The 17,410-nt window shown below is 63.3% G+C and carries 14 protein-coding genes and 1 other RNA gene; all 15 read left to right on the top strand.

Going from position 1 to position 17,410, the window contains the following annotated elements; genetic code table 11:
- Nucleotides 1-299, top strand: a 299-nt coding sequence (locus Q8K99_01280; protein ID MDP2181188.1) for a protein translocase subunit SecDF, incomplete at its 5' end; no start/stop codon positions are given.
- Between the two features lie 72 nt (nt 300-371).
- Nucleotides 372-4,022 carry a single-stranded-DNA-specific exonuclease RecJ gene (gene recJ, locus Q8K99_01275; protein MDP2181187.1) on the top strand — a complete coding sequence of 1,217 codons (3,651 nt, stop codon included), beginning with the start codon at nt 372-374 and terminating at the stop codon, nt 4,020-4,022.
- 18 nt (nt 4,023-4,040) lie between these two features.
- The gene (locus Q8K99_01270; protein MDP2181186.1) at nt 4,041-6,257 is read left to right on the top strand and encodes a bifunctional (p)ppGpp synthetase/guanosine-3',5'-bis(diphosphate) 3'-pyrophosphohydrolase; all 2,217 of its coding nucleotides are present in this window, start codon (nt 4,041-4,043) and stop codon (nt 6,255-6,257) included.
- Nucleotides 6,254-6,874, top strand: coding sequence for an MBL fold metallo-hydrolase (locus Q8K99_01265; protein ID MDP2181185.1), 621 nt, complete (start codon nt 6,254-6,256; stop codon nt 6,872-6,874). Before Q8K99_01270 ends, Q8K99_01265 begins: the two co-directional genes overlap by 4 nt.
- 115 nt (nt 6,875-6,989) lie before the next feature.
- Nucleotides 6,990-7,826, top strand: a complete 837-nt coding sequence (ccsB, locus tag Q8K99_01260; GenBank protein ID MDP2181184.1) for a c-type cytochrome biogenesis protein CcsB — start codon at nt 6,990-6,992, stop codon at nt 7,824-7,826.
- 48 nt (nt 7,827-7,874) lie between these two features.
- A complete protein-coding gene (locus Q8K99_01255; GenBank protein MDP2181183.1) occupies nt 7,875-9,365 on the top strand; it encodes an acyl-protein synthetase in 1,491 nt (496 codons plus the stop codon).
- Between the two features lie 89 nt (nt 9,366-9,454).
- Nucleotides 9,455-10,726, top strand: a complete 1,272-nt coding sequence (gene hisS / locus Q8K99_01250) for a histidine--tRNA ligase (GenBank protein ID MDP2181182.1) — start codon at nt 9,455-9,457, stop codon at nt 10,724-10,726.
- A gap of 32 nt (nt 10,727-10,758) precedes the next feature.
- Nucleotides 10,759-12,528 carry an aspartate--tRNA ligase gene (aspS, locus tag Q8K99_01245; protein ID MDP2181181.1) on the top strand — a complete coding sequence of 590 codons (1,770 nt, stop codon included), beginning with the start codon at nt 10,759-10,761 and terminating at the stop codon, nt 12,526-12,528.
- Between the two features lie 85 nt (nt 12,529-12,613).
- Nucleotides 12,614-12,788, top strand: a non-coding RNA gene (ssrS, locus tag Q8K99_01240) — 6S RNA.
- Nucleotides 12,789-12,809: 21 nt separating this feature from the next.
- The gene (locus Q8K99_01235) at nt 12,810-13,433 is read left to right on the top strand and encodes a hypothetical protein (protein MDP2181180.1); all 624 of its coding nucleotides are present in this window, start codon (nt 12,810-12,812) and stop codon (nt 13,431-13,433) included.
- Nucleotides 13,434-13,621: 188 nt separating this feature from the next.
- A complete protein-coding gene (locus tag Q8K99_01230; protein ID MDP2181179.1) occupies nt 13,622-13,981 on the top strand; it encodes a hypothetical protein in 360 nt (119 codons plus the stop codon).
- A 43-nt stretch (nt 13,982-14,024) separates the two neighbouring features.
- Nucleotides 14,025-14,429, top strand: a complete 405-nt coding sequence (locus tag Q8K99_01225; protein MDP2181178.1) for an ATP-binding protein — start codon at nt 14,025-14,027, stop codon at nt 14,427-14,429.
- Nucleotides 14,416-15,204 (top strand): SigB/SigF/SigG family RNA polymerase sigma factor, encoded by a 789-nt coding sequence (locus Q8K99_01220; protein ID MDP2181177.1) that lies wholly within the window; start codon nt 14,416-14,418, stop codon nt 15,202-15,204. The genes Q8K99_01225 and Q8K99_01220 overlap by 14 nt, the downstream gene beginning before the upstream one ends.
- Before the next feature lie 8 nt (nt 15,205-15,212).
- Complete coding sequence (locus Q8K99_01215) at nt 15,213-16,424, top strand: AI-2E family transporter (protein ID MDP2181176.1); 1,212 nt, start codon at nt 15,213-15,215, stop codon at nt 16,422-16,424.
- Nucleotides 16,421-17,410 (top strand): alanine--tRNA ligase-related protein (locus Q8K99_01210; GenBank protein ID MDP2181175.1); only part of this gene is annotated, 990 nt, incomplete at its 3' end. The genes Q8K99_01215 and Q8K99_01210, both read left to right, overlap by 4 nt.

Raw genomic sequence — 17,410 nt, 5'->3', positions numbered from 1 at the left:
ACCGTATCCGGGAGAACTCGCAGCGTCTGACCAAGCAGTCGTTCATGCAGATGGCGAACAGCTCGATCAACCAGGTATTTGCCCGTTCGATCAACACGTCTTTGACGTCGCTGATTCCCGTCGTCGTACTCCTGTTCTTCGGCGGAGAGACGCTCAAGGACTTCGCATTCGCGCTTGTCATCGGTCTTGCGTCGGGAGCGTACTCGTCGATCGCTGTCGCGAGTCCAATCTACGCGATGTGGAAAGAGCGCGAGCCGAAGTTCCAGGCACTCAAGAAGAAGTACGAGCGGGCGTCCTAGGACAGGCCTGCGTGCATTGTCTGACGTCGAGGGCCGGCACTGCGTGTCGGCCCTCGCTGCTAGGATGCGGTCATGATTGAAGATCGATGCAAGGAGAAGGCCCCCGCCGAGGCGCGCTGGCGCCTCGCTCCGGCCGATGAAGTGCTTGTCGCGGGTCTCTCCGCCGACACGGGGTTGTCGCGTTTCGTCTCGCGCATCCTAGTTGTCCGCGGGCTCGGCGATGCGGAGGCGATGCGCCGCTTCCTTGAGCCGGACCTCGACCGCGACTGGCATGACCCGTCGCTGATTCCAGGGATGGACGATGCCGCGGAACGGGTGGCTGCTGCTGTTCGTGGCGGGGAGCGAATCGTCGTGTTCGGGGACTTCGACCTCGACGGCGTATCCTCGGCGGCTGTGGCCGCACGTGGACTTGCAGCGTTCGGCGCGAGCGTGCAGGCGATCGTGCCCAACCGGTTCCGGGAGGGGTACGGGTTGACGGACGCTTCGGTGGCCCGGCTCGGGACGATGTCTCCCGATGTGGTGGTGACCGTCGATTGCGGCATCTCGGGGGCTGTGGAAGCACAGACGCTTCGAGCTTCCGGTGTCGACATCGTCGTGACCGACCACCACGAGCCGGGCGACCTGGTGCCCGTCGGCGTGCCGATCGCCAATCCCAAGCTCGACAGCGCTTGTGTCTCCCGCGACCTGGCGGGTGCTGGGGTGGCACTCAAGCTCGTGCAGGCGGTAGGGCGGCTCTTTGGCAAGGATGATGTTTGGAAGGGCCTCATCGATCTCGCCACTCTTGGCACGATCGCCGACATAGTGCCTCTTCGCGGCGAGAACCGGGCTCTCGTGTCCGAGGGGCTTGCCCTGATGCGTCGCTCACCACGGGTCTCGGTCGCGGCTCTTGCAGCGGTGTCTGGCGTGTCGATCGGCACGATCAAGTCCGATGACATCTCGTTTTCTCTGGCGCCCCGGCTGAATGCGGCTGGCCGTATGGCCGATCCCTCGGTGGCCCTCTCGCTTCTGATGACGGATGATCCCGGGCAGGCCGAGGAGCTCGCACGGACGCTGGAGGAGCACAACCGCGTGAGACAAGCGGTCGAGCAGGATCTCGCCGAGGCCGCCGGGGCTCTCGCGGAGCGAACCTACCGCCCCGGGGACAGGGCGCTCGTTCTGTCGGGCGAGGGGTGGCACGAGGGAGTCAAGGGCATCGTAGCTTCGCGCCTGGCGAGACTCTACGGCGTGCCCACTTTCCTGTTCAGCATTGAAGGTAACGAGGCACGCGGTTCTGGCCGCTCGGTCGGCACGGTTGGGCTCTACGATGCGGTCGACTCCTGCTCGGACGTGCTCATACGCTTCGGTGGTCACGATGCCGCAGTCGGTGCGACGGTTGCACCGGAGAACCTGCCTCGCTTTCGGGAGCTGCTCCTTGGCCATCTCGATTCGCTACCCGAGGAGCAGTTTGCCACCGAGCTTGTCGCGGACGAGCGCGTGGACCTCGACGACGTGAGTCAGGAGCTCGCCGCCGAGATCGCGCTGCTTGAGCCCTTCGGTCATGAGAACAGGCGCCCCTTGCTGGCGGCCCAAAGCGTCTTCATGAATGCGCGTCAGCGTGTGGGGCGGACGTCGAGTCACCTCAGGTTCACAGCGTATGACGGAACGACCTCGGTCCAGGCCATTGCGTTTCGGTGCAGAGACATCGAGCAGATGGCCGCCCATGACGCGGCCGTTGACATGGTCTTCGAGATATCGCTCGACGAATGGCGCGGGCGCACACGGGTCCAGCTTCTCGTCCGCGACATCGCACCGCGCGAGCGCGGCGACCGGTCCGCCGCCGCCGACCTCATCGAGGACCTCTTCGAGCACGCCGAGGAGATCATCGCGCGGGAGGAGTACGCGGGTATCGAAGACGCCGACTCGTTTCACACGAAGCTCGCGGGTGTGACATTCGAAGGACGGCAAGGGATGGTGGCGCGACTGTCGCCGGGGTCGCCTCTCAGGCTCGTGAGGCAGCCCGAGAACCCTCACGACGCGAACGCGATCGCGGTCTATGACCCTCACGGAGACCACATCGGGTATCTCAACCGGCGACTTGCCGCCGTGCTGGCGGCGGTGATCGACGCTGGCGTCGGCTACGACTCCGAGGTCACCGAGGTCACCGGTGGCGTCGATGAGAAGAACCGTGGAGTGAATGTGCTCCTGACCCGGCGCGGCGAACCTGTAGACACCGATACCGAGGAGACCGCCGCCGAGCGCCGAGCGGAGCTCGCGCAGCTCACGGGCGCGCAGCTGGATGCCGCGCTTGCCCGCGAGTTCATCGGCGAGCTGAAGCTGCACGACGCCCAGGTGCGCTCACTCGAGGTGCTCGCGCGTGGCGTGCGATGTCTGACCGTCATGGCGACGGGGCGCGGCAAGTCACTCATCTTCCAGCTGCACGCCGCGCGAATCGCTCTTGCCGAGGGGGCTGCGTCGGTGTTCGTGTACCCGTTGCGCGCCCTCGTCGCCGATCAGGCCTTTCACCTGGAAGAGGTGTTCGGACGGATGGGGCTTCGCGTGTGCGTGCTCACGGGCGAGTCGTCTCCCTCAATGCGCGATGAGACGTTCGCCCAGCTGAAGGAGGGGGAGATCGACGTGGTTCTGACCACGCCGGAATTCTTCGACTACCACGCCGCGAGACTTGCGGCCGGCGGTCGAGTGCGGTTCGTCGTCGTCGATGAGGCGCACCATGTGGCCACGTCCCGGTCGGGCCATCGACCTGCGTACACTCGACTTGGCGTTGCGCTTGCGACACTGGGCACGCCGACCGTGCTCGCTGTCACCGCGACCGCCGGCCCGGAGGTTGCCGCGAGGGTCACGGAGCTCCTTGGCATTGAGGAGGTAGTGACCGACCCGACGGTTCGCGACAATCTCGTGGTCGAGGACTCCCGGGCGCACCGCGACAAGGACGGCTACCTTGTCGGACTCGTGGCCCGTGGCGAGAAGACGATCGTCTACGTGAACTCGCGAGAGCAGTCTGTGCGGCTCGCGCGGATGCTGCGCAAGCGAGTGCCGGAGTTCGGGTGGCGAATCGCGTTCTACAACGGCGGGCTCTCCCGCTCGGCACGCCATGCCGTGGAGTCCGCTTTCCGGTCTGGAGAGGTGCTGGTCGTGATAGCGACGAGCGCCTTCGGCGAAGGCGTGAACATCCCCGACATCAGGCACGTCGTCCTCTATCACCTGCCCTTCAACGACATCGAGTTCAATCAGATGTGTGGAAGGGCGGGGCGAGATGGTGCGCGGGCGAGGATCCACACGCTCTTCGGGCCAAAGGACGGCAAGGTGAATGAGATGGTCCTCGCGAGCGTCGCTCCGGATCGGGAGGATATGGCCGCCCTGTATCTGGCGGCAAAGGAGCTGTCCTCGCAGTCGGAGGACGGCTGGTTCGAGATCACGAACGCCGAGCTCGCATCGCGGGTATGCGCCCGCTTGCCGCGCAGCCAGATGAATGACAGGAGCGTCTCCTCGGCAATCGGCGTGTTCAGGGAACTCGGGTTGGTCGAGGGCGAGGGACACGGCGCGTACCGCCGCCTCGCGCTGGTTCCACAGGGTGGCGGCAAGGTGGAACTGGAGAGTTCGGTCCGGTATTCCGAGGGCCTCCAGGAGATCGAGGAGTTCGGCGAGTTCCGGACCTGGGTGCTGCAGGCAGCCGACGACGAGTTGCTGGCCAGGTTCAATCGACCTATCCTTCCATCACACAGCTGAACCGGGGAAGCCCAGGATATGCCCACCACAATCCAAGATATCGAGTCGAAGGTCCGGGCATACAATCCCGGTGCCGACCTCAGTGGACTCGCCGAGGCCTACGAGTTCGCTGTCGCGGCTCATGAGGGACAGATGCGCAAGTCCGGGGAACCGTTCGTCAAGCACCCTGTCGAGGCATGCCTGATCCTTGCCGAACTGCACCTGGATACCGCGACGCTGCAGGCCGCTCTGCTGCATGATGTCGTCGAGGACAGCGGGGTCGCTCTCAAGGAGATTCGCGAGCTCTTTGGGGATGAGGTAGCGGACCTCGTCGACGGCGTGACCAAACTCGGAAGGATCAAGTTCGAGTCACTCGCCGAGGAGCAGAGCCAGAATCTTCGCAAGATGCTTATCGCGATGGCCAAGGACATCCGCGTCATCCTGATCAAGCTCGCGGACCGTCTGCACAACATGCGCACCCTGTCGGCGCTGCCCGCGGAGCGCAGACGCGACAAAGCCATCGAGACAATGGAGATATACGCGCCCCTCGCGCACCGGCTCGGCATCTCCTCGATCAAGTGGGAGCTCGAGGACCTCGCGTTCTACTACCTCGAACCCAAGAAGTTCCAGCAGGTCCAGAAGATGGTTGCGGAGTCGCGGGAAGCTCGCGAGGCCTATCTGAGCCGGGTCATCGACCAACTTCAGTCCGAACTCGGCGCGGTCGGCATCACTGCTGAGATATCCGGGCGCCCGAAACACCTGTACAGCATCTACCAGAAGATGTCGCGCAAAGGCAAGGACTTCAACGAGATCTACGACCTCATCGCGTTGCGCGTCATCGTGGATTCTGTGAAGGACGTATACGGCGCCCTCGGGACGGTCCATTCGATATGGAAGCCGGTACCCGGCCGCTTCAAGGACTATGTGGCGATGCCCAAGTTCAATATGTATCAGTCCCTCCACACGACCGTCATCGGGCCTGCGGGTCGCCCTCTCGAAATACAGATGCGCACCGAGGAGATGCATCGCACTGCGGAATACGGCGTTGCTGCGCACTGGCGCTACAAAGAGGACCGCCGAGGTGATGAGAGCTTCGACGAACGGCTCGCTTGGCTTCGGCAGATGCTCGAGTGGCAGACAGAACTCAAGGACCCACGCGAGTTCATGGAGGCTCTGAAGATCGACCTGTTCGAAGACGAAGTCTTCGTCTTCACACCGAAAGGCGACGTGATCTCGCTTCGGCGCGGGTCCACACCCATCGATTTCGCCTATGCCATCCACACCGAGGTGGGCCATCACTGCGTGGGAGCCAAGGTCAACGGCGCTATCGTCTCGCTCGGCTACGAGCTGCAGATGGGTGACCGCGTCGATATCCTGTCGAACAAGAGCAGTGGGCCATCACGCGACTGGTTGAACATCATCAAGACCTCAAGCGCCCGCTCCAAGATCCGGAACTACTTCTCAAAGGCGAGCCGCGAGGATGATCTCCAGCATGGCAAGGACGAACTCGGTAAGGTCATGCGCAAGCACGGCCTCGGCTTGAACTCGAGTTCCGCCGCCCGTGCGGTCGAAGCGATTGCCGGCGAGATGAACTTCCACACGGCCAATGACCTCTTCGCCCACATCGGGGCGGGCAAGGTCTCCGCCAAGCAGGTCGCGGGCAAACTCCTCAAGCACATGGCGGTCGATGAGCCCGCGGCGGCTGCCGGGCGCGAACAGGAGTTGCTGCCCACCGAGCCAATGACCCCGCCGCGCGGCAAGCGCAAACGCCAGGGTGCCGGCGTGCGGGTCAAGGGGATCGATCACGTCTTGGTGCGTCTCGCCAGATGCTGCAACCCTGTTCCCGGTGATGACATCGTAGGGTTCGTCACCCGCGGCAGGGGCGTTTCCGTGCATCGCCGGGACTGTCCGAATGCGCGGGACCTGCTGAGCCAACCGGAGCGCATACTTGAGGTCGAATGGGACAGGGGAAGCGAGACCACCTACCAGGTCGAGATCATGATCGAGGCAGTCGATCGCATGCGGCTCTTGCAGGAGGTCTCCTCCAAGCTTGCGGAGGCCGGGGTCAACATCCTCTCCGCTTCAGTCGCGACTTCTCGCGAAGGTATCTCGACGATGCGCTTCCTCTTCGAGCTCGGGAACATGGACCAGCTGCAATCGGTCCTGCGCGAGGTCCGTTCGATCGACGGGGTATTCGAGGCATCGCGCATGCTACCGGGCGAAGGCGTCGAGCGGAAGCAGGGTCCGCGCCGATGAACGCACAGCGGCTCGTCCTTGGCGAACTGGATACCAACTGCTGGATAGTGGACGATGGGAGCGGTGCCCCGGCCGTTGTGATCGATCCGGCCGGTGACGAAGACCTGTTGCTCGCGGAGCTCGAAGGTAGATCCGTCTCTCATGTGGTTCTCACGCACGGGCACTTCGATCACCTCGTTGCGGTGCGCGCGGTCCTGGCCTCTACAGGTGCGCCTCTTCTGGTTCACGAGGCGGATGCTGCTCGTATCACCGATGCCGAAGGCACCGGCGCGCGGCTCTTTGGCTTGAGCTACGATGCGCCGCCGGCAGACGCGGTGCTGCGCGACGGCGACCGGATAGAGGCCGGTGGGCTGACTCTCGAGGTGCTCCATACGCCCGGGCATACGGAGGGCAGCGTCTGCCTGCTCGGCGAGGGGAACCTGTTCTCGGGTGACACGCTGTTTGCGGGGAGCATTGGGAGAACCGACTTCCCCGGGGGCAGCATGGAGGACATGCGCCGGTCGATCGCCGGGCGGCTGGCGCCACTGCCCGATGAGACACTGGTCCATCCCGGCCACGGCCCCGACACCACCATCGGTCGCGAGCGCCGCGTGAACCCGTTCTTCCCGCGCGCATAGAGTTCGCGCGTGCAATCCCCCGGATTCGGATGCGTGAACCATACGTTCAGGTTGATATACTCTGTGCTGTCCGAGTCGCGAGCCAGGCGGCGCCAACATCAGGGTGGAGCGAGCGATGTCGATGACGCAGGAGATCGTCCTCATGTGGACGGCTGTCAGCGTGTACGCGGCCGGCAGCGTACTGCTCTCCGTCGGGTTCGTATTCGCAAAGGAGCGGCTGCTGCGGTTGGGCGCTTGGGTCTCGATTGCCGGCTTGCTGCCCCACCTGGCCGCCACGGCGGTGCGCTGGGTGAGAGTGGGACACGGTCCTTACCTCGGCTTCTACGAAGTGGTCTCTGGACTGGCAATCTCAACGGTGGTGCTCTATGGCCTGATCGCGTGGCGCTATCCGAAACTGGCGCCCACGGGTGTCATTCTGATGCCCATCTCCTTCATCACACTGGCTGCCGCCATGTTCGCGCCGAAGAGCGCGATGGAGGTCACGGGCAAGCTAGCAAGCTGGTGGCTCACGATTCACGTTGCATTCGCCAAGCTGTCGTACGCTGCATTCATCGCGGGCTTCGTCCTTGGCATCGTGTACTTGCTCCGAGAGCGGGGATACGGCGAGCGCATGGCCGATGTCCTCGCCAAACTGCCCAGCCAAGCGGTAGTCGACGATCTGGAGTTCAGGTTCGTTGCGGTCGGATTCATCTTCCTCGGCGTGATGATCGCGGCGGGCGCGGTGTGGGCCAATGAGGCATGGGGCCGGTACTGGAGTTGGGACCCCATCGAGACGTGGTCGCTCATCTCCTGGATCGTCTACGCCGCGTATCTTCACCTTCGACTCACGCTTGGCTGGAAGGGCACCAGATCGGCATGGGTTGCGGTACTGGCGCTCCCCGTCGTCGTGTTCGCGCTGATCGGCGTGCCTCTGGTCTACAGCTCGATACATGGTGCCTACTTGACCGGGTAGAGCGACCCCCCCAGGACGGTGCTCGACCCCACGACCCGAGGAGCCCAAGTGTCTCCGGATGACCCGCACGCGTGGAAGGTGCAGCTTACGGCGGCCATACTCGACGTTGTCGCGCAAGGTCCTGACGGCGACGGCACGATCTTCGACGAGCTCGCTTTCGAGGTGTTCGCGTACCAGTACGCCAACAACGAACCCTACCGGGGCTACTGCGATGCGCTGGACAAGACGCCCGACGCGGTCTCGTCGTGGACCGATATCCCTGCGTATCCGACCGACGCGTTCAAGCGCGAGATAGTGGCTTCGTTCCCGACCGACGAGGCCGTGCAGGCTATCATGACCAGCGGCACGACCTCACCCAACCAGCGCGGACGCATCTTCCGCGACGAGCAGGGCCAGGAACTCATCTTCACGGCGAATCGGGTCATGACCGGAGCGTATCTCTTTCCCGACTTCGAGGCGGGTCAGCGATGTCGCATCCTGCTCATGACGCCGGGTCTCGATATCGCTCCGACCATGGGAATGGCCATCGGCATGGACCAGACCCGTCAGCATTTCGGCACGCCCGACAGCATGTTCCTCGTCAAGCGCTCCGGCGTGGACGTCAAACGCCTCGTCTCCGCGCTACGCCTGGCCGAGGAGAGCGGCGTGCCCATCGCGATAATCGGGGCGACCTCGGCATACGTCTACTTCTTCAAGGCCTGCCGCGACAAGGGTATGCGTTTCCGGCTGCCCGACGGCAGTCGCGTGTGCGACGGTGGAGGATATCGTGGACGTTTCGGCGTCGTGACGCGCGATGACTACTACGAGCTTGTACTCGATGTCCTCGGCGTGCCGGCACACCACTGCGTCAACACGCTCGGGCTCGGCGAGACGGCGACGAACTACTTCGACGACACGCTTCGCAATCACGTTGTGGGGGCTGCGGAGGGACGCCGCCACAAGGTCCCACCGCCGTGGACGCGCACCCAGGTCTTCGACATGGAGTCCGGCGAGGTACTTCCGCCGGGACGGGTCGGACTTCTGCGGCACTACGACCTATGCAATCTGCCCACTGTGATCGGCGTGCAATCCGACAACCTGGGCATGATGGACGATGACGGTGGCTTCGAGATCATCGGCAGGGCGAAGATCGTCGACGGCAAGGTCCAGGAACTTCCCAGTGAGGCCACGGTCGGGCCGATGGGCGACACCCGGGTGTTCCGCCTCCTTGAGGCCTACGTGAACTTCTCGATCGACTTCAAGATGGGGCGCGTGTCAAGCGAGGACAGCAAGGCCGACTACATAGAGCTGCGACGGGACGCCGACGCACGGGCGGGGATCGATGAGAGCGATCCCACTGCCAGCTGCCCGATCGCCGTCGAGGAGATCGTCGCCGGCGCGGATGACCCGGAGGCGCGCAAGCGCGCGGATGCTGCGATCGCGGCGTTCCAGCGGGACGCGGCCGGACCCGATGGCGACGGCGCCACCGGGTCCGATGTGGCCACCTTGGGCGGACCAGCCGGAGACGGGTCTGGCGGATCGGAAGAGGGCGAGGACTGAACCCGCGTGCTTGGTCATCTTCTCGCGTTGCCCTATAGTCGATTACCGCATATCCCACCGCAAGATGCGCCGAAAGGTACGCTTGACCGATGAACGCTCGCGCCCCAAAGGGCACCTCTGACATGCTGCCCGATGTGGCGCGCTATTGGGAGTTCCTGCTCCGCACTGCACAGGACCTCTTCTCGGCGTATGGCTACGAACCCGTCTTCACACCTCTCTTCGAGCACACCGATGTGTTCACCCGCGGCATCGGCGAAGCCACAGACATCGTGGCCAAGGAGATGTACACCTTCGAGGACAAGGGCGGCCGGTCTATCACGCTGCGTCCGGAAGGCACGGCCAGCGTGGTGCGCTCGGCGCTCGAACACAACCTCACCGCCAATGGCGCCGGGGCGAAGCTCTACTACAGCGGGCCGATGTTCCGCTACGAGCGCCCGCAGAAGGGCCGGATGCGCCAGTTCTGGCAGATCGGTGTCGAGGCCCTCGGCATGCCCGAACCCAGCGTTGATGCCGAAGTCATCGTGCTGCTCATGCGCTTCTTCGAAGCCGTCGGTGTTCGTCGCGACAACATGCGTCTGCTCATCAACTCCATGGGTGACGAGCACTGTCGTCCCGCCTATCGCGACAAGGTGGCCGCCTTCATCCGGACGCACGGCTCAGAGCTGTGCGACGAGTGCAACCGACGTGCCGACACCAACCCGCTGCGCGCCTTCGACTGCAAGAACGAGCAGTGCAGCGCCGTGATGGCTGGCGCGCCACTGTTGCGCGACGAGCTGTGCGATGCGTGCGCGGGTCACTACTCGGCCGTCAAGAGCTACCTCGATGCGGCCGGCATACAGTACGCGGAGGACCCCAAGCTCGTTCGTGGGCTCGACTACTACACGCGCACGGTCTTCGAGGTGCAGGCAGATGCGGGCCTCGGCTCTCAGAACGCCATCGGTGGGGGAGGCCGCTACGACCGGCTGATGGAAGAGTATGGTGGACCAGCCACCCCCGGTCTGGGCTTCGCCCTCGGGTTCGAGCGGACTATGCTCGTCATGCAGGCCGCCGGCGTCAAGCCCCCCGCTCCGGCAATCGCCGCAGTCTATGTTGCGCGGGTCGATGACTCGGTGGAGGAGGAGGTCTTCGTGTTGGCCTCAGCGTTTCGCGACGGAGGAGTGGCCGCGGAACTGGACCATCAGGGACGCTCACTCAAGAGCCAGTTCAAACAGGCGGACCGTGCGAATGCCCGCCTCGTAGTCATCGTCGGACCCGATGAGCTCGCTGCCGGCGAGGTCACCCTCAGGGACATGGGAACAAAGGAAGAGACCCGTGTACCTTTGGACGAAGCGGTGGAACGGGTTCGCGCGCTGCTGTCATGACCGCAGACCGGAGTGAAAGGTCGTCACCAGGTATGCTTGATGCCCGTTACTCGATCCGCACCAACACAAACGGTTCTCTTCGGGCCGAGCACGTCGACGACGAGGTCACACTCGCCGGTTGGGTGGCGAAGCGCCGCGATCATGGTGGACTGATCTTCCTGGATCTGCGCGACAGAACCGGCATCGTGCAGTGCACGTTTGACCCGGAGACCTCGGGAGAAGCGTTCCTCACCGCCGAGCGCATGCGCCCCGAGTGGGTGGTCAAGATCACCGGCACCGTTCGCAGGCGACCGCCGGGAACCGAGAACCCGAACATGCCCACCGGCGAGGTGGAGGTCGTGGTCTCCTTGGCGGAGGTCCTGAATGCAAGCGAGACGCCGCCGTTCGAGGTTGAGAGCGGAATCGAGACCGACGAGACCACGCGTATGCGCTATCGCTACATCGACATTCGACGGCCCGAGGTGCTCGCGGCACTTCAGCTGCGCGATCGCGTCACACAGCGCTTCCGCAAGTCACTGGAGCACCGCGGGTTCATGGAGGTTGAGACACCGATCCTTGGCCGGTCGACTCCGGAGGGTGCACGCGACTTCATCGTGCCGAGTCGGATGACCCCGGGTAAGTTCTATGCGCTTCCGCAGTCGCCCCAGCTATTCAAGCAGTTGCTGATGGTGTCCGGGCTAGAGCGCTACTACCAGATCGCTCGCTGCTTCCGCGACGAGGACCTGCGGGCGGATCGTCAGCCGGAGTTCACGCAGGTCGACATCGAGATGTCCTTCGCGACCCAGGATGACATCCTCGAGATGATGGAAGACGTGATGCACGAGGTCATGCGTGAGGCCGATGTCGACCTGAACCTGCCCTTGCGTCGCATCACCTACGCCGAGGCCATGGACCGCTTCGGTTCCGACCGGCCCGACACGAGATTCGGCATGGAACTCGTGGACCTCGGGGACACCTTCGCCTTCTCGGAGTTCAAGGTCTTCGCGGGTGCGCTCGCCTCGGGCGGTCGCATCAAGGGCATCAACGCGAAGGGCGCGGGGGAGTGGAGCCGGGGCAAGATCGACGCACTCAACCAAATCGCGCTCGACTCCGGCGCCAAGGGGCTGGCCTGGGTCGCCTTCCCGGCCGAGGCCGACGTGCGCTCACCGATCGCGAAGTTCTTCACCGAGTCGGAGATGGCGGGTCTGCGCGAAGCTCTGACCCTCGAGCCCGGGGATCTCGCGCTCATGATTGCGGACTCGCGCGATGTGGCGAACGAGGTCCTCGGCGTGCTTCGGCTGCATATGGCCGAGGAGCTCGGAGTCGAACGCCCCGGCTACGACGTCCTCTGGGTCGTGGACTTCCCGATGTTCAAGTGGGCCGAGGAAGAGCAGCGCCTCACGGCGAACCATCACCCGTTCACGATGCCGTTTGCCGAGGACGTCGACAAACTCGATGTCTCACCCCTGGAGATGCTGTCGTACAGCTACGACCTGATCGTGAATGGTCTGGAGATCGGCGGCGGTACTCTGCGGATCCACGATGCGGATCTGCAGATGCGCATCCTTCGGAGGCTCGGTCACACCGAGGAAGAGGCGCGTGAGCAGTTCGGCTTCCTGCTCGAGGCGCTCTCACTCGGAGCTCCGCCGCATGGCGGAATAGCCCTGGGGCTCGACCGCCTCGTCATGGTGCTGGCCGGAGCTCACTCGATTCGGGATGTCATTGCGTTTCCAAAGACGTCATCGGGTGCCGACCCACTCACCGGTGCTCCAGAATCGGTGGCTCCGCGGCAGCTGAGCGAGGTGCACCTGAGGACCGACTGAGCTGCCCCATACGTCCGGATCTCCGGGCAGGGGCCGCGCTGCTCGTTGGCATTGTGGCTTACAGACGGGCACGCTACACTTGTATCGAGCTTCGCCTTGCGCGTGGTTCGACATACGTGGCTGGACCAACACTTAGTGAATGGGAGCTCTACATCTCGCGGTGGAAAGGTATCCCGAAAGGGAAGCTGGAAGCGGCGGTGCGGGCACCCACCTGTTTAGGCAGGGATTCACCCGGTCGGCCACGGCAAGGCGGGGTTCATAGTTGCCGAGGAGGAAGCAGTATGCGCAGACTAGTCGCACTCGTGATCGCACTAATGCTCGTTGGCTCCATGCTTGTCGGCTGTGGAGGTGGAGACGAGGCGGCCGCTCCTCCTGAGGAGCAGGCTCCGGCCGCTACCCCGAAGGCGGCGGAGAAGGAACCCGCTGCCCTGCCGAAGACGCCTGTCGAGGGCCAGGTCTTCGAGCCTTTCCCCGCCACGGCTGAGGGGGACGTTCAGATTGCCCCCGATGCAATCCGGCAGCGTCTCACCGACGGTCAGCCAATGGTCGTCTTCTTCTATGACAGCACCCAGAAGACGTCCGACGACCAGAGCGACATCATCAAGGATGTCACCGACGACTACAGGGGACTCATCGACCTGGTGAAGTTCGATGTCTCGAAGTACGTGAAGAGCGGTGAAGATGGTGAGATCACCATAGTCACGCCTGCGAAGTTGAATGAGGGCTCTGAGGACGGGGATCTCGTCGCAACTCAAGTTGCCAAGCTCATCAGCGAGAACTACCTCAACGTGAAGTTCACGCCGTACACCGTGCTTGTGGACCATCAGGGATACATCACGTTCAGGATGCGTGGCGTGGTCGATGACAAGTCGTTCGAGCGCGAGGTACTCCGGGCAACCCAGTAGCGCTCGTCTCCTCGGCCATCACCGGGATCTTCTGTCGCTTTCACAGGGATTGTCGACCGCATGCTGGATACGTCTTCGCCCTCCTCTTGGCATACAGTGGGGGCCGGGATACCGCGCCCTTCGGGGCCAGGACGGGTGACGGCTCTGCTACACTAGTCCGGTCCTCGCGACCTCGTGAAAGGCACCCTGTGCAGACTCCTCCGGCACTTGTCACGGCACTTGTCATCGCTGCTATCGTCGCCTGCGGATTCGTGGTCTATGCCCTAGTGGAGTCTATTCGCACCTTGCGCGTCGCGAGACGCTTGTTCGACGAGGTAGGCGAGCGCCTCGTTCCGCTTCTCGAGAAGGTTGACGTGACGGTAGATGCGGTCAACGCAGAGCTGCTCCGAATCGATGGAATCGTGTCGACGTTCGAAGACGTCTCGGACAAGGTCAGCACGACGACGAATGTGGTCCACGGTGCTATGAACGCACCCCTGGAAGCAGTCAACGCGGTCGGTTCACGCTTGCGAGATGCATGGCGCACCGCGCGGAGGATGCGCAGCTGAGATCCACGTCGACCGCAAGTCCGACAGATTGGCCGGAGGACTCATGAATACGGAGAAGGTAGTTCTGACCGTCCCCTCGCGTGGGGAATACGCCAAGACCGTTCGCATGACCGCATCGGCGCTCGTCAGTCGCATGGGGATGACCTTTGACGACATAGATGACGTACGCATGGCCGCCGAGGAGGTGTTCGTCTACGCGTGCGACCACGGTCCGGCGTCAGGTGCTGTTACGCTGGAGTTTGGGCTTGAGAACGACATCTTCGAGATGAAGGTCGCTCTTGCCGACAGCCTCCGGCTGGCGGACGAGGATGCTGAGCGGCGTGCTGCGTACGCGACATTCATCCTGCAGGCGGTGGCCGACACATTCGAGATGTCATCGGACGAGACCGGCCCGTACCTTCGGATCGTGAAGCGGGCATCCGGGGAGCAAGCAGATGCCGACGGCTAGGGGACCGCGAAAACAGTCTCGCAAACTCTCGTGGGACAAGGCGTATACTCGCGTGCTTTTCCAGAGGCTTCGTCTCGAGGGAGACGAAGCGGCCCGCGATGAGCTGATCACCATGTACCTCAACCTTGTGAAGTACCTGGCCAGTCGTTTTCGCAACCGTGGCGAGCCCATCGACGACCTCGTCCAGGTGGGAACGATCGGACTCATCAAGGCCATCGATCGTTTCGACATCGATCGCCAGGTTGAGTTCACTACATACGCCACGCCGACGATCGTTGGCGAACTCAAGCGCTACTTTCGCGACAAGGGCTGGGCCATCAAGGTCCCGCGCCGGTTGCAGGAGCTTTCGTTCAAGGTGAACCAGGCGGTTGATGCTCTGACCCAGCGACTACAAAGGTCGCCGACCATCGCGGAGATTGCGGAGTATCTCGAGGTCACGTCGGAGGAGGTCCTCGAAGCGCTTGAGACTTCCGAGGCATACAACTTCGTGTCACTCGAGAGCGATCGTGGTGGTGACGGCTCGGACTCGTTCAGTATCCTCGAGTACATCGGCAAAGATGACCAGCTGATGGCGATCGTAGACGACAGGGCCACGCTCGCGAGTGCGCTGAAGCAGCTGACCGCGCAGGAGCAACGCGTTCTGTATCTGAGATTCTTCGAGGGTCTGACCCAGACCGAGATCGCGCGCCAGTTGCGAATCTCGCAGATGCAGGTGTCGAGGTTGCTCCGGCGGACACTCAAGGTCTTGCGCGAGAGCATTGTTCGAGAGGTGTAGTGAGGCCAATGGTCGACACGGGAACCAAGGATCGTGCCACGCGGGTTGCGATCGTGTCGTGGGCCACCATCGGTGCTGCCATCGTACTCATCGGTGTGGGATGGTTGCTTGCGCGCCTGAGTCCGGCGCTGACCCCATTCATCATGGCGGGTCTGCTGGTCCTTGTTCTGAGAGGGCCGGTCCATCGGCTCGAGAAGCGCGGTATGCACAGGGCGGCAGCGGTCGGCGTCTGCTACCTTGCGATGGTTCTGGTGCTCGCGGGACTGCTTGCGTTCGTGGTTCCGCTGATTGGTCAGGAGATCGTGCGGTTCGTTCGTGACTTCCCGAAGTACTATGCCGCGGTCCAAGAATGGTGGACTCAGGTTCAAGGGAATGTCGAGACGCTGGTGCTGCCGGAATGGGCTGCGAAGACCTTCAAGGACACATTCAACGTCGTTGTCGGGCAGCTGGGCCGGTGGGGAAGCGGTGTTGCGGGCGGAATCCTCTCCACAGGTGGAGCGGTCGCCGGTTTCGTGTTCAATCTCATATTCTCCCTCGTGATCGGCTTCTGGGCGCTCAAGGACCTTCCCGCCATGCGCAGCGAGATGATGGAGCTCATCGGAGAGAAACGCCGCGCAGAAGCTGAAGTGGTTGTGAGAACGGTACTGCGTGTGCTCGGGGGCTACGTCAGAGGCCAACTGATCGTGTCCGCGGTGACCGGTTCACTCGTGGCGATCGGTCTTGCGTTGCTCGGCGTGCCGTACGCCTTCCTCCTTGGTATGCTCACGGGAATCCTCAATGTCGTTCCGTACGTGGGACCGCTCGTTGGAGGCCTGACGTCGGCGGTTGTCGCGGCGTTCATCGGTCCGTGGACCGCCCTGGGTGCCATCGCGGTGACGCTCGTTGCACAGCAGGTCACGGACCTCTTCGTCACTCCGCGAGTCATGTCCTCGCAGGTCGACCTTCATCCTTTGCTCGTGATATTCTCGTTGCTTGTCGGTGGCACGCTCTCCGGCTTCTGGGGCCTGGTCGTTGCGATTCCGGTCGCCGCGATCGCGAAGGGCCTGTTCGTGTACTACTTCGAGAAGCACACACGGCGACAGCTCGGCAGCGAGTCTGGTGCATTGTTCAAGAAAGCATCGTGTCCTCCCGAATCCAGCTCAGCTGACTCCGTCAGTGGGGACTCCGATGGTGTCGCTTGCGACAGCGATGAGACAACGGGCGACAGGGAGACCGAGTGAGATCCGCCGAGATACGGGAGAGCTTCCTGCAGTACTTCGAGAGCAAGGGGTCCAAGCGGCTCCCGAGCGGTTCGCTCGTACCTGAGGATCCGTCGCTTCTGCTCACCACAGCGGGCATGGTGCAGTTCAAACCCGTGTTCCTTGGACTGAAGGATCTGGGTGTCACCCGGGCGACAACGGTCCAGAAGTGCGTACGTACGACCGACATAGACATCATCGGTACGACCGGACGCCACCACAGCTTCTTCGAGATGCTCGGCAACTTCAGTTTCGGCGACTATTTCAAGTCCGAGGCCTGCGCGTTTGCCTACGAGTACTCGACAGACGTGCTCGGGCTCGATCCGGACCGCATCTGGTACTCGATCTACGAGGACGACGACGAGGCCGAGATGATCTGGGCCAAGGAGATCGGCATTCCCCGCGACCACATCGTGCGCATGGGAGCCAAAGACAACTTCTGGTCGGCCGGACCTACCGGCCCGTGCGGGCCGTGCTCGGAACTCTACTACGACCAGGGCGAAGAGGTCGGTTGCGGCTCAGAGGAATGCGCGCCGGGGTGTGACTGCGACCGCTACCTGGAGTATTGGAACCTCGTCTTCATGCAGTACGACCGCGCCGAGGACGGCTCGCTCACTCCTCTGCCCAAGCCCAGCATCGACACGGGCATGGGGCTTGAGCGCATCGCGGCGATCCTTCAAGGCGTTCACTCGAACTTCGAGACAGACATTCTTCGCGGTATCATGGCGTCCGCCGAGGAGCTGACAGGCGTGTCTTTCGGAGCGTCGGAGAAGACGGACACGTCACTGAGAATCCTCGCCGATCATGCGCGCGCCGTAACGTTCCTTGTCGCCGACGGCGTGCTTCCGTCAAACGAGGGACGTGGCTACGTACTCAGGCGGATCCTGCGCCGTGCAGTGCGCCACGGGCGTCTCCTTGGCAGGATGGAGCCGTTCTTGGCGACACTGGTCGACAAGGTCGTCGAGCTC

Source organism: Actinomycetota bacterium, from assembly GCA_030682655.1.
GTDB lineage: Bacteria > Actinomycetota > Coriobacteriia > Anaerosomatales > JAUXNU01 > JAUXNU01.
Note: the sequence above shows the minus strand (reverse complement) of the source record. Positions and strands in the feature narration are given on the sequence as shown.